The 15,319-nt window shown below is 63.7% G+C and carries 14 protein-coding genes; 9 read left to right on the top strand and 5 right to left on the bottom strand.

Annotation, left to right across the window (positions count from 1 at the left end):
- Nucleotides 1-151: 151 nt before the first annotated feature.
- Together DB354_RS19690 and DB354_RS19695 are read right to left on the bottom strand one after the other, a co-directional pair.
- Nucleotides 152-982 (bottom strand): flagellin, encoded by an 831-nt coding sequence (locus DB354_RS19690; RefSeq protein WP_107837353.1) that lies wholly within the window; start codon nt 980-982, stop codon nt 152-154.
- A gap of 358 nt (nt 983-1,340) precedes the next feature.
- Entirely contained in the window at nt 1,341-2,165 is an 825-nt protein-coding gene (locus DB354_RS19695) for a flagellin (RefSeq protein ID WP_107837354.1), read from the bottom strand.
- A 605-nt stretch (nt 2,166-2,770) separates the two neighbouring features.
- Between DB354_RS19695 and fliD the strand changes: the two genes are divergently transcribed.
- The 4 genes from fliD (at nt 2,771) to DB354_RS19720 (ending at nt 6,414) form a co-directional block, all read left to right on the top strand.
- The gene (gene fliD, locus DB354_RS19700) at nt 2,771-4,504 is read left to right on the top strand and encodes a flagellar filament capping protein FliD (protein ID WP_107837355.1); all 1,734 of its coding nucleotides are present in this window, start codon (nt 2,771-2,773) and stop codon (nt 4,502-4,504) included.
- Complete coding sequence (locus DB354_RS19705) at nt 4,501-5,208, top strand: hypothetical protein (RefSeq protein WP_107837356.1); 708 nt, start codon at nt 4,501-4,503, stop codon at nt 5,206-5,208. The genes fliD and DB354_RS19705 overlap by 4 nt, the downstream gene beginning before the upstream one ends.
- A 384-nt stretch (nt 5,209-5,592) precedes the next feature.
- A complete protein-coding gene (gene fliS / locus DB354_RS19715) occupies nt 5,593-6,021 on the top strand; it encodes a flagellar export chaperone FliS (protein ID WP_107837358.1) in 429 nt (142 codons plus the stop codon).
- 60 nt (nt 6,022-6,081) lie between these two features.
- Complete coding sequence (locus DB354_RS19720; protein ID WP_146180335.1) at nt 6,082-6,414, top strand: hypothetical protein; 333 nt, start codon at nt 6,082-6,084, stop codon at nt 6,412-6,414.
- Nucleotides 6,415-6,494: 80 nt separating this feature from the next.
- Here the strand turns inward: DB354_RS19720 and DB354_RS19725 are convergent, their stop codons facing one another.
- Complete coding sequence (locus DB354_RS19725) at nt 6,495-6,899, bottom strand: hypothetical protein (RefSeq protein ID WP_107837360.1); 405 nt, start codon at nt 6,897-6,899, stop codon at nt 6,495-6,497.
- 235 nt (nt 6,900-7,134) lie between these two features.
- Between DB354_RS19725 and DB354_RS19730 the strand changes: the two genes are divergently transcribed.
- From DB354_RS19730 to DB354_RS19740, 3 genes are all read left to right on the top strand, one after another.
- Nucleotides 7,135-8,637: a sigma-54 dependent transcriptional regulator gene (locus tag DB354_RS19730; protein ID WP_107837361.1), complete on the top strand. Its 1,503-nt coding sequence runs from the start codon at nt 7,135-7,137 to the stop codon at nt 8,635-8,637.
- Between the two features lie 245 nt (nt 8,638-8,882).
- The gene (locus DB354_RS19735) at nt 8,883-9,398 is read left to right on the top strand and encodes a chemotaxis protein CheX (protein ID WP_107837362.1); all 516 of its coding nucleotides are present in this window, start codon (nt 8,883-8,885) and stop codon (nt 9,396-9,398) included.
- A 19-nt stretch (nt 9,399-9,417) separates the two neighbouring features.
- Nucleotides 9,418-10,575, top strand: a complete 1,158-nt coding sequence (locus DB354_RS19740) for a response regulator (protein ID WP_107837363.1) — start codon at nt 9,418-9,420, stop codon at nt 10,573-10,575.
- 200 nt (nt 10,576-10,775) lie between these two features.
- On the opposite strand, the gene DB354_RS19745 is transcribed toward DB354_RS19740, so the two are convergent.
- Nucleotides 10,776-11,285, bottom strand: a complete 510-nt coding sequence (locus DB354_RS19745) for a chemotaxis protein CheW (protein ID WP_107837364.1) — start codon at nt 11,283-11,285, stop codon at nt 10,776-10,778.
- Between the two features lie 234 nt (nt 11,286-11,519).
- Here DB354_RS19745 and DB354_RS19750 point away from each other — a divergent pair, with 234 nt between their 5' ends.
- On the top strand, nt 11,520-13,745 hold the full coding sequence (locus DB354_RS19750; protein WP_107837365.1) for a chemotaxis protein CheA: 2,226 nt from the start codon (nt 11,520-11,522) through the stop codon (nt 13,743-13,745).
- An 11-nt stretch (nt 13,746-13,756) separates the two neighbouring features.
- Nucleotides 13,757-14,626, top strand: a complete 870-nt coding sequence (locus DB354_RS19755; RefSeq protein ID WP_107837366.1) for an HDOD domain-containing protein — start codon at nt 13,757-13,759, stop codon at nt 14,624-14,626.
- 115 nt (nt 14,627-14,741) lie between these two features.
- Here DB354_RS19755 and DB354_RS19760 read toward each other — a convergent pair whose 3' ends face one another.
- The gene (locus DB354_RS19760; RefSeq protein ID WP_107837367.1) at nt 14,742-15,263 is read right to left on the bottom strand and encodes a chemotaxis protein CheD; all 522 of its coding nucleotides are present in this window, start codon (nt 15,261-15,263) and stop codon (nt 14,742-14,744) included.
- Nucleotides 15,264-15,319: the final 56 nt, after the last annotated feature.

The following is a 15,319-nucleotide window of genomic DNA, read 5'->3' on the forward strand; positions in this document are numbered from 1 at the left end:
GAGCCGGGGCCTTGTTGCACTGTCATCAACACAAGCGGCGGGCGAAGGCCCGCGCCGGGGCCTCCGCAGGGGGACCGGGTCCGCTTTTGCCTGGCCGCCGTGTTACCGGCGGCCAGGTTGGGCGAATCAGGACTATCCCTGAACGGAGGGCTTAGCGGATGAGGCTAAGCGCGGACTGGGCGCTCTGGTTGGCCTGCGAGAGCATCGCGGTGCCGGACTGGACGAGGATGTTCCAGCGTGCGAGCTGGGTACTTTCCGCGGCCACGTCGACGTCGACGATGCGACTGTTGGCGGACTCCAGGTTGGCCTTGTTGGTCGTCAGGACCTCGGCGGCGAAACCCAGGCGGCTCTGCTCAGCGCCGTTCTTGGCGCGGAACGTCGCAACGTTCTGGATGCCCGTCTTGATGCTGTCGATCGAGCTGATGGACGACAGCGAGCCGCCGCCAGCGGCATCGGAGAAGGCGCCGACGCCATCCGTGCTGCTGGCTAGGGCCTTCGCGGTGATGGCGACCGTCTGGACGCCGTCCTCGGAGACCTTGACCGACTCGACCACTCCGGTACCTGCCGAACCGAACAGCGAGACGCCGTTGAACTTCTCCTGCGTGAGAGAATCGAGCTCCTTCTGCAGCTGCTGATACTCCGCATCGTAGTTGGCCTTGTCCGAGCTGTTCTTCGTCGGGTCCTGGTACATCGTCCAGAGTTCCGAGATGCGGTCCATGACCTTGGAGGAGGTCTGGAGCACGCCATCCTGAGTCTGCAGGTAGGACGTGACGTTGCCGATGTTGCTGTTCGCCGCGGCGGAACGCTTGGCGGCCGCAGACAACTTCATCGACACCGCCAAGCCACCGGCATCATCCGACGGATTGACGATCTTCGAGCCGCTCGACAACCGGTTAAGGCTGCGCTGCAAGCTGGCACTCGAGGAGGCGAGGTTGTTCGAGGCAATCGTCGCCGCTGTGTTGGTATTAATCACGACTGACATGGTTCTATCCTTGATCTTAAAGCGACTATCCGTCGTCGCCACGGGCCCTGGGAATCAGCGCGGGCCCCGCTGTCTGGAGCGGAAGCTCCAGTTTTCCCGGCGCTGCAACCGCGCAGCGCCGAGGAAAAGGGGGAAAGGAGGGAAGAACCTCGTCGTGTTTGGACTTTCAAAGATCAGGGGCTGCGTCGGAAACCCGGTGGACCCCGTACGGCACCTCACGCCGGTGCGCGGCGGAGGATCGGAGCTGTCGCTGCTACTGGCCCTGGCCCCACCCCGAGACAGACAACCGTGATACGATCGGGGATGGGCGCCGCTCCGGCCGGCAATCACTCCGGGGGAGCGGCGGGGACGAGGGGGATTACTGGAGCAGCTTGAGCGCGGTCTGAGCGCTCTGGTTGGCCTGGCTGAGCATGGCGGTGCCGGACTGGACCAGGACGTTCCAGCGGGCGAGTTGGGTGGATTCCTCGGCGACGTCGACGTCGATAATCCGACTATTGGCGGCTTCGAGGTTGGCCTTGTTGGTCGTCAGCACGTCGCCGGCAAAACCGAGGCGGCTCTGCTCGGCGCCGTTGTTGGCGCGCATGGTGGCGACGTTCTGGAGGGCCTGGGTGATCGCATCGACGGTGCCGATGCTCGAGAGCGAGCCGGCGCCGGCGGAGTCGGCGAGGGCGCCGAGACCGACCGTGGCATCGGTGCTGGAAAGGTTCTTCGCGGTGAGGGTGACCGTGCCCTTGCCGTCTTCGGAGACGGGCACGACGATCTCGGTGCTGCCGAAGAGGGCGGTGCCGTTGAACTTCTCGGTCGAGAGCGAGGCGAGCTGCTTCTGCAGCTGCACGAACTCGGCGTCGTAGTTCGACTTGTCGGTGCTGTTCTTCGTCGGGTCCTGATAGAGGGTCGACAACTCGCTCATGCGTTGGAGCACGTCGCCGGTGACCTTGAGCACGCCGTCCTGCGTCTGGAGCATCGACACGGTGTTGCCGATGTTGATCGCGGCGGCGCCGGACCGCTTCGCGGCCGCGGACAGCTTCATGGACACGGCGAGACCGCCGGCATCATCGGCCGGGGTAACGATCTTCGAGCCGCTTGAGAGCCGATTCAGGCTCTTCTGCAAACTGTCGTTTGACGCGGCGAGGTTGTTTGCAGCCGTCGTGGCCGCAAAGTTGGTGTTAATGACAACTGGCATGGTGATCTTCCTTGATCCTAAATGCAGCTCCGTGCTGCGGACGTATCCGGTGGAGGCGGCTCCGGATCGCGCCGGTCAGAACATTTGTCCCAACGAAGAGAGCTATCGTCGCGGCGTCGCGGGACCTTAATTTCGGAATGCAAGTTTATTTTCGTTGCTCGCGCAGTTTTGGCTAAAGCCCTGGGGGCTTGCGTCGATTCGCGCGCGCCGCGGGTACTGATCCACCCCGCCGCCACGATCCGTGTAACATAGAGCCGGATACGAACCGGCGGCGCCTCGCGCGCCCGACGGAAACTCGCGGGGCGCGACGGAGCGGGTGGCGCCCGAGTGGCGGTTGCGTTCGCGGAAGACCTGGTTCGCGCCTGGAAACCCGGATCGCGGACCCGGCGTGGCGGTGACGCTGATCTGCCGGTCTCATTCCGCGGCCTTGGGGCGATAGAGGCCGTCGGCGGCGGGCGGCAGAAAATGCCGGGGCGGAAGTGAGCGGATCGTAAATGTGTAAAAGGTGCTGATAATCAGAAGCCTATGATTAATAGGCTGCTAAAGGCGCGAATCTTGCGTGCCGATACACCTTACGGCGCAGTGCGCCCGAATCCTTCAACACCATGGGTATCCAAATCTCCGGACTGCTTTCTGATTCTGCCTTCGACTGGAAGGACGTGGTGGACAAGTTGATCGCGGTAGAGCGCGTCCCAGTAACCAACCTGGAGACGACCCAGGCCAACAATCTGTCTGAGATCACGGCGCTCGGCGACATCACGACCGCTCTGCAGGAGCTTCAGGATTCGGTGCAGGCGATGCGGTCGAGCAACGTGTATGACATGCGGACGGTAAGCAGCGACAGCTCCACGAGCACTTGGAAGGCGACTTCATCCAACGGCACCAGCCTCGGTTCCTACAAATTCGAGATCCAAACGCTTGCGAGCACCGCGGCTTTGCAGGGCGGCGCGGATATCGGGGCTTCGCTCGCCTCAAGCGCCTCCGACCTGGGCTCGTTGACCATCAGCAATCTTCCGATCGCCACGGCTGTCACCGCGGGGACCTTTACGGTGGACGGCAAGCAGATCAGCGTGGCGGCGACGGATTCGCTGAAGGACGTGCTGGATCGCATCACGACAGCCACCGGTGCCACCTGGTCATACGACAGTACCTCGGACGCGATCACCCTCGCGAAGGGGAGCGGCTCGCTTGTGCTCGGGGCGGCGAATGACACGAGCAATTTTCTCGCCGCAATGAAGCTGGCGAACAACCAGACGGGTACGATCACGAGTTCCGGGGGCCTTGGTACGCTGAAGACCACCGCGACGCTCGTGCAGTCCGGTCTGAGGGGGGCAATCGCCGAGAGCGCGTTGGACGCGGAAGGAAACGGATCCTTCACCGTGAACGGCGTGCCCATCAGCTATAACGTCAATACCGACACCCTTAAGTCGGTGCTGGACCGGATTACGGCCTCTGCCGCCAACGTGAGCGCGAGCTATGACAGCGCGAATGACCGGGTGGTCCTCACCAACAAGACGACGGGTGACATGGGCCTGAGCGTGAGCGAAGCGAGCGGTGGCTTGCTCGGTGTGCTGAACCTCACGGCAGACGGAGCCAAAGTGCCCACGCTAAAGAGCGGGACCAATGCCGTGTTCCGGGTGAACGATGGCGACTGGCTCACCAGCAGCACCAACACCCTGGCCTCATCGGCTCACGGGATCGCCGGCCTCAGTGTGACGGTCAACTCAACGGGCGCCCAGACCCTCACGATCGAGAGTGATGCCTCCTCTATGGGCAGCTACGTCGAGGACTTCATTTCGAAGTTCAATGCCGTGCAGGACATGATCGACACGTACACCAAGACCTCTGTCAGCGGCAGCAAGGTGACGACGTCGCTCCTCTCGGGGAATCGTGAGGTGCAGGAGTGGGGACGGAAGCTGCGTACCATGGCGTTCCAAACGCTTACTGGCCTGACCGGCTCAATCGACCACATCGACGACCTGGGCATCGATTTCGACGGCACTACGAGTCACCTGAAGATCAAGGATACCGCCAAGTTGACCGACGCCTTGACCAACTCGCCTGACGACGTGAAGGCGTTCTTCCTGTCCGGCTCCAGCGGCATGGTGCCCAAGATGTACGAGCTCATTACCAACCTGAAGAGTTCGGGGAACAAGGAGCAGGAGAGCCTGCGGTCCGACAACAAGGCGATCGATGACCAGATCGACCGGCTCGAGACCCGAATCGCCACGGAACAAGCACGATTGACCAAGGCGTTCATCGCCATGTTGGATGCGCAGTCGACGGCCCAGTCCCAATCGGACGCCCTGACCAACGCCTTCTCGAGCAAGAGCTCATGATTCATCTTCGCCTTCTTGCACCCGTTTCGCTGCTGAGCGCGGCCGTGCTTGCGTTGCTCGCCGGCTGTACGTCGCCCGGCCTGACCGATCCCGCGCGGGTGGGGCCGTTCCACACGCCGACGAACGTCGCCCGCGACGCGACGCTCGGTGGTATCCGTCGGGTCGTCATGCTGCCGGTTTGGACGGGGACGAGCGCGCCGGAGGAGACGGGGGCGGACCTGGATCCGGTGTTTCGGCAGGCGCTGCAGGATCAGAATCGGTTCGAGGTCGTCGTGCTGCCGAGGGCGGAGTGCCTGCGTCGTTTTGGCGCGGTGGCTTTGTCCTCGTCGTCCGCGTTGCCGCACGACTTCCTGCCGGCGATGCAACGGATTTTCGGGGCCGACGCGGTGGTGTTTGTCGATATCACCGTCTATCGGCCCTACCACCCATTGGCGATAGGTGTGCGGAGTCGCCTGGCCACCGTGAAAAGCACGCGGCTGGTGTGGACCTTTGACAACTTGTTCTCCGCTGACGATGCGCGCGTGGCGGCGAGTGCACGTAATTTCTTCCTGCAGAGTGAGCATGGCGGCGTGCCGGGGGACCTGACGCCGTCGGTGCTCCAGTCACCCTCCCGTTTTGCCGCGTATGCGGCGGCGGCGACCTTTGCAACTTTGCCTCCGGTAACTGTGGAGAGTGGGGAAGAGGCTCCGCCCGGACGCCGCTAAAGTCCCGTCCTTACCGGTCGATTAATGATGCAACCAACGGCGTTCCCTGTGACGAAAGCAGCGGCTGACCGTTTCGAAACTCGAAATAGTCAATGATCTCATCTGCGTCATCTCCCGACCGTACACCGCGCACGCCACTCGTGTCGTCCGCGGGGCAGGCAGCGCCGCGGGCGTCCGCGGCTCGAACCGATCGCATTTCCACGGAAAGCGCGGAATTTCTGCGGGCTGAGCTCCAGCGCCAGCCTGAGGTTCGCACCGAAGTGGTGACCCGGGCCCAGGGCCTGGCGGCTGATCCGGGCTATCCTCCGCCGGAGGTGATCCGTGAGGTTGCCACGAAGATCCTCGCGTCTCCCGATTTGAGCGAAGATCAGTCCTGATTTCTCGATGCTCGCCCAAAGCTACGCGCGGACTTACCGCGCCAATGCCGTCCTTACGGCTTCGCCGGGGCAGCTCGTGCTGATGCTTTATGACGGGATTCTCACCTCCCTGGCCTTGGCCCAGGAAGGTTTCAAGCAGCCGACGACTGATCCACGGCGGATCGAGAACATCAATCATCACCTGCTCAAGGCGCAGGCGATCATCACCGAGTTGCAGGCCGGCCTGAACATGGACGCCGGCGGCGACTTCGCGAAGACGATGCACCGGCTGTACGACTATCACAATCGCCGCCTCCTCGAGGCCAATCTGCGCAAGCAGGTGGAACCGGTGGTGGAGGTGGAAAGACTCGTGCGCGAGCTGCGGGATGCGTGGGCCCAGATGCTAACCCAGCAGGAAAGTGGCACGTCGGGCGATCGCGTGCGCGGCGTCGCCTGAGCCGCCGGCGCGGTTTCGATCATTCTCATGGAGACTCCGGCTCAAACCTGCGCCCGCCTCGTGTCTGATCTCGAGGCACTTGTAACGGAGGAGGCCAACTGCTTTCGCGCAGACGACCTTGAGTCCGTGAAGGACGTTCAACGGCGCGCGGCGCCGATGATCGAATTTCTGGTCGGCCATGCGGACGAGGTGGCCGATCCGGGATTGCGGCAGCGGATCGCGGCGTTGAGCCAGCGGCGGAGCGACACCGTAGCCGCCATGCAAGCCCGAGCCGATGCGCTCCAGGACGAGTTGCAGGCCTTGAAGGTCAAGGAGCGCCGGGTGGCCCAGATTGCCCCCGTCTATGGGTCGAGTGCGGTGGCCTCGCGCAGCAAGGTCACTCTTCGCGGTTAGGCCCGGATTGGGGCGACAAACGTGGCGCGGTTTCGACCGCGCATCGATGCGGGAAGCCGGAAATACTCCGGATGAATCGATCAGCCCGTGGCGCTGAGCGGGGTGAGGCCTTCCGTCGGAAGCGAATTTGGAGCCTGCGCATTCGCCGGCGGCCCTTCCATCCAGGCCGTGGCGATCTTGGAGGCCTCGAGTTTCCAGTTTAGCTGGGGCGTCGAGTAAACGGCCATTGCCGTGGTGACGGGAGAATCCTTCCAACTCAGGGTGGCCTTCAAGCACTGCGAGCCATCGGCCAGGGAAAACGCCTGGAGAAAGATCGTGCCGCTGGGAAAAGGGAGATCCGCTGCGGGACGGGGCGCCAGCGTCAGCCGGCAGAGACCTTGTTGAAAGTTGACGGTCCGGGCAAAGTCCCAAGCGCCGCCATCAACGACAGGAGATTCCGCAGTGATCGAATGTTCGATGTCCGAGACGAAGGAGAGGAGGCGCATTCCAAAGGAGAATATTCGACACATTGACGCGCGTACTTGAGGGGAAAACCCCTGGCTGCAGCGTCGCTCCGCCGGGCGGGGGGGGCGGGGAAGCGCTCCATTTCATCTGCTTGAGGGGCATGGGTTTTTGAGGCACCTCGCCGCGATGAGGGCTCGACGCAACATTTGTTTGAACTGCGACGCCCCGTCACATTTAGTCGCGTTCCTTTTCCGCGCCCTCGCGTCGCGTCCGCTCATGTCCTTCGAGAAAATCCTCATCGTCGAGGACGACCTGGTTGTCCGAAATCTGCTCCAGAGCATCTTTCTCCGGCACAAGCTCGCCGTGACTTGCGCCGACACCCTCGCCAACGCGGCGGCGGCATTGGGGCGTGAACCATTCGATCTGATGGTGCTTGATCTGCGGCTGCCCGACGGCGACGGACTCCGATTGCTCGAGCAGGTATCCACGATGCCGGAACGGCCGCTCGCCATCATGATCACCGGCTACGGCTCGATCGAGTCGGCGGTGGCCTGCATGCGGGCGGGAGCATTCGACTACGTGCTGAAGCCCTTCTCGCCGTCGCAGATCGATGTCATCTTAAGAAAGGCGCAGACGTACCGGCAGTTGGTGAAGGTCAACAGCCTGTTGAGCGACGACCCGGATGACGCGGATGGACTGCTGGTCGGGCGAAGCGCGGCGATGAGCCGCCTGCGGCAGTTGATCGAGCGCGTGGCGCCCACGGACGCGACGGTGCTGATCACCGGCGAGAGCGGAACGGGCAAGGAGATGATCTCGCGTGAGTTTTACCGCCGCAGCCCCCGGCGCGGGCAGCCGTTTATCAAGGTCAACTGCGCGGCGATCTCGCAGAACTTGATTGAGAGTGAGTTCTTCGGCCACGAACGCGGCGCGTTCACCGGCGCCACGGAGCGACGCGAGGGGCGCTTTGAGCTGGCGAACAACGGCACGCTTCTGCTCGACGAGGTCAGCGAGATCCCGGCGAGTCTCCAGGCAAAGCTGCTGCGCGTGCTGCAAGAGCGCGAGTTTGAGCGCGTCGGCGGCTCGCGCACGATCAAGGTGAACGTGCGCATCATCGCCACGTCGAACCGCGACCTTCTCAGCTACGTCCAGGCCGGTGAGTTTCGTCAGGACCTGTATTACCGGCTAAACGTCTTTCCGGTGCATGTCCCCTCGCTGCGTGAACGCACCGACGACATCCCGCTCCTGGCGGAGCACTTTTTGCGGCGCTTCACGCGCAAGCACGGGGTGAAAGTCACGGGATTCTCCGATTCAGCCCGGGGAGCGATGATGGCGTACCGCTGGCCGGGCAATGTGCGCGAACTGCAGAACACGATCGAGCGCGCCGTGATCCTCTCCGAATCGGGCCGTCCCGTGAACGCCTCGGCGCTCGGCCTGCCGGTCGAAATTGATGCGGCAGCCATCGCTGCGGCGGCCCAGGTTTGGGATGCCCCGTCTGTCGTCGAGCCCACCGCCGCCATTGTTGAAGCTGCCCCAACCGGGCAGGAGGCTGCGGCCGGCGCGGTGGCTTCTCCCGGCGTGACTGATCCGGCGGGACAGGTCCTCAAGCTTGATGAACTCGAGAAGCAGGCCATTCGGGCGGCCTTGAAGCAGATGGGCGGGAATCGCACCCAGGCCGCCGCGGCCCTCGGCATCAGCATTCGCACGTTGCGCAACAAATTGCAGGAGTACCGCGAGGCGGGCGACCCGATCGACGTGGGCATGGATTCTACCGACGCCTGAGCGGGGCGGCCGTCAATCGGTTGCGTTATCGGCGCCGCCAAGCGGAACGGGCGGGCGTGAGGCCCTGGCTGAGGGATTCGCGCAACCGGCTAGCGGGGGAGCCTCCGGACGCGGCTCTGGGCGGCATGCCCGGTGCCTGTGACCGGCGAGCGCCTCAGAATTCGCCGCTTCCTCGGCCATTCTGCGTTAAACCGCATCCGGTTCGCGCCGATAACGAGTCAATCCCCGTCAATCCCGCCCTAGCTATGGCTGCTACTGCTGAAATCACCGAGGCGCTCATCCGCGATAATATCAATCGTGCCGTCTCGGACGTGTTTAAGACAATGCTTGGGCGCACGCCCACATTTTGTTCCCAAGGAGAATCCCTCCAGGGAAAGGCGCTGGCGCCGTCCGACCGTCCGCAGGTGGTTGGCACCGTCGGCTTTATCGGTGACTGCAATGGCCTGATCTATCTTCACCTCGATCTTGCATTTGCCAAAGCGTGCACGTGCCACCTCCTCGGGATGACGGACAAGGAGCTGGAGCTTGCCGGCGACGAGGTGATCAACGACGCGATCGGCGAACTCACCAACATGACGGTGGGCAGCTTCAAGAACGCGCTCTGTGATGCCGGTTACCCCTGCAAGCTGACGATTCCGTCCATCCTCCGGGGCACCAATTTCTCGATCGAACCGATCAGCTCGGCGGTTCGTCACATCTACTACTTCGATTGTGCTGAGCACCGGGTTATCGCCGACATCCTGATGAAGTCGGACGAGTGAGCCGAGATTCCACACCACCATGCGCTACAAAGTTCTGACTGTGGACGACTCGAAAACCGTCCGCATCATCGTCAAAAAGGCCTTCAAGCCTTTCGATTGTGAAATCTTCGAGGCCGCGAACGGCGTCGAAGGTCTCGCGGTCGCCGCGAAAGAATCGCCCGACCTTATTCTCCTCGATGTCACGATGCCGGTCATGGACGGCGTGGAGATGCTGACGAAGCTGAAGTCGGACCCCGCGCTCAAGGGCATTCCCGTCGTGATGCTTACCGCCGAAGGCGGCCGCGACAATGTGCTCAAGATCGCCAAGATCGGGGTGCGTGACTACCTGGTGAAGCCGTTCAAAGAGGATGTGCTCATCGAGAAGTGCAGCCGCGTCATCGACCTCAAGCCGATGAACGAGGGGCCGGCGAAGGCGAAATCGATTCTCGATCCGGCCGAACTGCTCATCGTTGAGGACAAACCGGCGATCGTGCAGCAGATCCAGGAGGGGTTGAAACATACGCCGTGGAAGATCAAGGGTGTGTCCACCCAGGCCGAGGCCGCCGACCAGATGTCGAAGGCCACGCCCGACCTGATCATGGTCAGTCTCTCGTTGCCCGAAGAGGCGGCGTTCACGCTCTTCCGCCTGATCCGGACCAACGTGAAGACCAAGTACACCCCGGTGTTTGCGCTCGTCGTGAAGACGGAAACGCAGCAGCAGCAGCAGGCGCAGACCGTCGGTTTCACGGCGATCATCACCAAGCCGATCGACACCCTCGACCTCGAGTCGAAGATCGCGAAGGCAATGAATCTCGACACGTCGCAACGCTATTACGCCATCGAGGGCGACATGATGGTGATGCGACTCCCCGAGCACTGCTCGCCCGCTGTGATCGCGGAGGCTGGGGCCTACCTGAAGCCGAAGTTCGCCGAAGCGGTCGATGCCGGCTTCAACAAGGTCGTGATCGACGTGCACCAGATCAAGTCGCTCCACATGGGCATCATCAAGCTGCTCTTTCAGGCGATGCAGACCTGTCGCGAACTCGCCATGCAGTTCGTGCTCGTCGGCAACGCCCAGATCATCTCGGAGTGCAAGGGCTTTGAGGATACGCGCGGCTGGACGTTCTACGACTCGCTCGAGGAGGCCAAAACCAACTTGAGCAAGGCCGTCGGCAGCCCAGCGCTCGCGTCCACCTGAATTTAGCCAGGGTGTGATGGATGAGGAACCTGTCGGGCTCGGCCCGCAGGTTCCTTTTTTGTGTCCACGCGTGGCGAACGCCGCTCGATGGGACTGAGCCGGCCTCGAGCCACGACCGCCGTGCGGTCGCGCCCGCCACGATGGCACGGGCAATAAAAAAGCCCGGTCCGCGGGGCGGACCGGGCGAGTGGGAAGGGGAATCAGGCGACGGCCTGGGCGATGGCCTGCACGGTCTCGGCGGCGACCACGCGGTCGATGTCGAGCAGGGTCTTCACGGCACCTTTCACCTTCGCCATGCCGAGGATGTACTCGGTGTTGACGCGGGTGCCGAACTCGGGCGTCGGCTCGATCTCGGTGGCCGAAAGGGTGACGACTTCCTCGACGCTGTCCACGATGAGACCCATCTGAACCGCCGCATCGTTGGGCAGGCGGACCTGGACGACGACGATGCAGGTGCGTTCGGCGAACTCGGCCTTGAGGCCGAACTTGACGCGCATGTCGACGATCGGAATCACCCGGCCGCGAAGATTGATCACGCCCTTAACGTAGTGCGGCATCTGCGGCACCGGGGTGATCTTCTGCATGCGGATGATCTCGCGGACCTTGAGCACCCCGATGCCATACGCCTCGTTCTCGAGGACGACGGTGAGGTACTTGCCGGAAAGGGACGAATTCGCGCTGGTGGCGGCGGGAGCAGTTGCAGTGGACATACGATGTATTTCGGAATTTCGGGCCGAACGTTGAGAAGATTCGCGCTGGCGAAGCCTGACTTCGTGGGCGGCAGCGGCCTGGTTGTGGGAGTGCCTAGAGTCAGCGCTGGCAGCTTGGTTACTTGCGTATGGAATCGGACAACGGAGGGCTGACTTTAGTCCCATGCCAGAAATCGGTTAACTTTAGGTGCTGCGCACCGATGAGGTGATGTCTCCCAGACCACCGGGACTACAATGGCCATTTCCTCCTCTCAATTCACCGCCATCGACGATGCGGTCAACCGGCTCGCGGCGGAGTCGATTCTTGCCCAGGTGGGCCGTGACGAAGGCTTGGTGCCTGCTTACAGCCTTTTGGGCGATCTGCGCGATTTCTGTGCGCCCGAGCCCGCGCTCCGCGACGCGATCGCCGCGGTGCAAAATGATCTCGAGAAGCTGTTGGACAAGGCGCAGCCGTTCGATGCCGCGAGCCTGGCGAAGGTCCGTGGCCTCGTGGAATGGCTTCCGGGCGCCTTGGCTGCAGTTCGGGGTGGGGAAGCCGTGCCGGCCCAGGGCCAAGCGGCCGCGCCGGCTGCTGCGGCGACTGCCTCTGCGCCGGTCGCGGCGGGCGACGGTGAGGGCGACGTCCTGCTCGACCTGCACCTGGACGAAAACCGGGAGCTGTTGGGCGAGTTCTACGCCGAGGCCGTCGATCACCTGCAGCAGATTGAAGCGGCACTGCTCGCCCTCGACCAGGAGCCGGACAATCAGGAGGCGCTGAATTCGATCTTCCGTTCGTTCCACACGATCAAGGGCAACGCCGGCTTTCTCGGATTGGTCCCGATGCAGCGTCTGGCCCACGAAGTGGAGTCTCTGCTCGACCTCGCGCGCAACCACCAGATCCAGCTCAACGCTGCGATCATCACGGAGATCCTCCGCAGTCGCGACGCGCTCCAGGCCCTTACCCAGCAGGTGGCAATCGCCCTCGAAAAGGGCCAGCTGCCTTCGCAGATCATTCCGGTCAGTCACTTGATTTCCGCCGTCAAACGTCTCGCGGCTTCGCCGCACGCGCCGGCGGCTCCCGCCCATGCGCCAGTGACTCCTCCCGCTGCTGCCTCGGCCGCGCCCGTTGCGACCGCTCCGGCGAGCGAGGTCGCTCCCGCGGCGGTGCCCGAAGCTTCGCCGGCGACATCTGCGGCCGAGGCCGCGGCGCCGGCCGCAGAGCTTGCTCCCGTGGTGCCAATGCCGGCCGGTGCGGCAACTGCGGAAAAGACCGTGGCCGCGGCACCGGACAAGAAGGCGACTGCTGGACCCGTGAAGATGGCGGCAAGCGCGACGGTGCGCGTGAACACCGAGAAGCTCGATTCGCTGATGGATGTCGTCGGTGAGCTGGTGATCGTGCAGAGCCAGCTGATTGAGTCCGCCCGACAGGAGGGGCAGATCAACACGACCTTGCAGCGCAACGTCGCGCAGCTTGGCCGCATCACGAAGGAGCTGCAGTCGACGGCGATGTCGCTGCGGATGATTCCGATCAAGCCGACGTTCCAGAAGATGGAGCGACTCGCGCGCGATCTCGCCCGCGATTTCGGCAAGAAGGTCGCGTTCGAGACGAGCGGTGAAGACACCGAGCTCGATCGCACGGTGGTCGAGGAGATCGGCGATCCGCTCGTCCACATGGTCCGCAACGCCCTCGATCATGGCCTGGAGACGTCCGCCGCCCGTATCGATGCCGGCAAACCCGAGGTGGGAACGGTCCGCCTGCGCGCCTACCATCAGGGTAGCAACATTGTCGTGGAATTGCAGGATGACGGACGCGGCATCGATCCGGCCAAGATCTACCGCAAGGCGGTCGAACGCGGCATGTTCCCCGACGGCACGGTGCTGAGCCGCGAGGAAACCCTGGCCCTCATCTTCGCCCCTGGTTTCTCGACGGCGGAAAAGGTGACGTCCGTCTCCGGCCGCGGCGTGGGCATGGACGTGGTGAAGCGCAACATCGAGCGCCTCCGCGGCAAGATCGAGATCGATTCCGAAGTCGGCAAGGGTTCGACCTTCAAGGTCAAGCTGCCGCTGACGATGGCGATCATTGACGGCCTGGTGGTTCGCGTTGGCGAGGATCGCTTCATCCTGCCCAGCACTTCGGTGCAGATGGCCCTCAGGCCCACGCGCGAGAGCATCACCTCCGTCCACGGCAAGGGAGAGGTCCTGGATCTGCGCGGCCGCTTCATCCCGGTGCACCGGCTCAACCGGCAGTTTGGAATTCCGGGCGACGCTGCCAACCCGTGGGAAGGTATCGTCGTCATCGTGGAAACGTCCGGCAAGGTCACCGCCCTGCTGGTCGACGAGATGGTCAGCAAGCAGGAGGTCGTCATCAAGAACCTCGGTGCTTACATGCAGAACTTGCCTGGCGTCGCCGGCGGAGCCATTCTCGGCGATGGCAACATCGCGTTGATTCTCGATCCAGGTTCCCTGCTCAACGCGGCGTAACCCGCCCGCCCGTGGCCAACACTGTTCCCCCAACCATCGACCAAGTCTGCGATCAGGCGCTTCGGCTGCCGTGTTCGCCGGCCCTCTTGCCGCGTCTCACCGCGGTGCTGATGTCCCCCGACAGCAGCGCCGACGAGATTGCTGACATCATCAAGCTCGATGCCGCGCTGGCGGCCTCGACGTTGCGCTTCGCCAATTCGGCGTTCTTCGCGAGCGTTCCGGTGGAGACGATCTCCGACGCCGTCGTCCGCCTCGGCATGCGGGAGCTCTACCGCTTGGCTGCGCTCGCGTTGGTGAGCCGTTGGGAAGCGGTGTCGTCGAGTGGCGAACCGGGAGATTTTTCGCGTCATGCGCTGTGCACGGCGCTCGCTTCGGAGGTGCTCGCGGAGACGAGCGAGCGGGTGGACCCGCAGTCCGCCTACACCGCCGGCCTGGTCTGCGATCTCGGGAAGCTGGCGGTGGCGCATGCGTGCGCCACGTTCTTCCCGGCCATCCGCAACCACTGCACCGCGCGTGGTGGCACGTGGGCGCAGGCGGAGAAGGAAGTGCTCGGCTACACCCATGCCGACGTCGCGGCGCGTTTGCTCGCGGCCTGGAAGTTCCCCCCGCTGCTGACCCAGGTGGTGGAGTGGTGCGAGCGGCCCCGCGAGGGTCCGGCCGACGCGCTGCCGCTGCTTGCCCATCTGCATGCTGGCAAGTACATCGCGACCTCGTTTGGGCCAGGCGTGGCCGAGGAGGGATTCCTCTTTGAACTCGATTCGGCGTTCCTGCTGGAGTGGGGCTTCACGCCCGAGCTTCTCCAGGAGACGATGGCGATCGTGCACGACCGCGCGAAGCAGCGGCTGCAGCACCGTCTGACGCACGGCGCGATGGCGATGTAGCCCGCCCTGCCGCGCCGCGCCTTTGTGCGCAGGCGCGGGCGTGCGATCCGTACTCGTGACACAACGCGCAGCGCGATCCTTGATCGCGTAGTGCGGGCCCAATCGAGTGCGCGGCTCAGGCCGCGAGTGAGACCGAGCTGTTCCCCGTCGGCATCTTCATGCTCACCTCACCGGTTCCTACGTTCAGGTGCACGGTGCGGTTCACCGTGCCACCGACGGCGGTGCAGCGAATGCTGAAACCGTTCTTCGCCAGGAAGGCGCGGGCCGCGGCAATGTTGCGCTCGCCGATCTTGAAGGTGTCAGTGTCGCACAGGACGTTGGCGCCGCCGGCGAGAAAGATGCGCAAGCGGGAGAGGTCACAGCGCACGCCGACCAGGGAGCGAAAGAGCAGGGGCAGGCCGGTATCCGCGAACATCGCCGGCTGGGCCGCCGCCTTCTCCGGAGAGATCTTGGATTCCGGAAGCATCAGATGCAGCAGGCCCCCTGCCACGGCGACCGGATCATATGCCACCACGGCCACGCAAGAGCCGAGGGCGTACGTGCTGAGGGTGATTTGGGAGTTGTTCGAAACGCCCATGTCGCCGACACCCACGACAACCCGTTGGGCGAACAGAGCGGAAATGCTGGGTGATCCCATGGTGCAGGTACGTGGTGGGAGGACGGTGTGGGTTGCGCCGAGGGAGGGTGGGGTGG

The organism is Opitutus sp. ER46 (assembly GCF_003054705.1).
GTDB lineage: Bacteria > Verrucomicrobiota > Verrucomicrobiia > Opitutales > Opitutaceae > ER46.

Bases quoted from the DNA above. Each gene is read 5' to 3' on its own strand.
- DB354_RS19690 (WP_107837353.1), bottom strand. From the start codon at position 982: ATGTCAGTCGTGATTAATACCAACACAGCGGCGACGATTGCCTCGAAC.
- DB354_RS19695 (WP_107837354.1), bottom strand. From the start codon at position 2,165: ATGCCAGTTGTCATTAACACCAACTTTGCGGCCACGACGGCTGCAAAC.
- fliD (WP_107837355.1), top strand. From the start codon at position 2,771: ATGGGTATCCAAATCTCCGGACTGCTTTCTGATTCTGCCTTCGACTGG.
- DB354_RS19705 (WP_107837356.1), top strand. From the start codon at position 4,501: ATGATTCATCTTCGCCTTCTTGCACCCGTTTCGCTGCTGAGCGCGGCC.
- fliS (WP_107837358.1), top strand. From the start codon at position 5,593: ATGCTCGCCCAAAGCTACGCGCGGACTTACCGCGCCAATGCCGTCCTT.
- DB354_RS19725 (WP_107837360.1), bottom strand. From the start codon at position 6,899: ATGCGCCTCCTCTCCTTCGTCTCGGACATCGAACATTCGATCACTGCG.
- DB354_RS19730 (WP_107837361.1), top strand. From the start codon at position 7,135: ATGTCCTTCGAGAAAATCCTCATCGTCGAGGACGACCTGGTTGTCCGA.
- DB354_RS19735 (WP_107837362.1), top strand. From the start codon at position 8,883: ATGGCTGCTACTGCTGAAATCACCGAGGCGCTCATCCGCGATAATATC.
- DB354_RS19740 (WP_107837363.1), top strand. From the start codon at position 9,418: ATGCGCTACAAAGTTCTGACTGTGGACGACTCGAAAACCGTCCGCATC.
- DB354_RS19745 (WP_107837364.1), bottom strand. From the start codon at position 11,285: ATGTCCACTGCAACTGCTCCCGCCGCCACCAGCGCGAATTCGTCCCTT.
- DB354_RS19750 (WP_107837365.1), top strand. From the start codon at position 11,520: ATGGCCATTTCCTCCTCTCAATTCACCGCCATCGACGATGCGGTCAAC.
- DB354_RS19760 (WP_107837367.1), bottom strand. From the start codon at position 15,263: ATGGGATCACCCAGCATTTCCGCTCTGTTCGCCCAACGGGTTGTCGTG.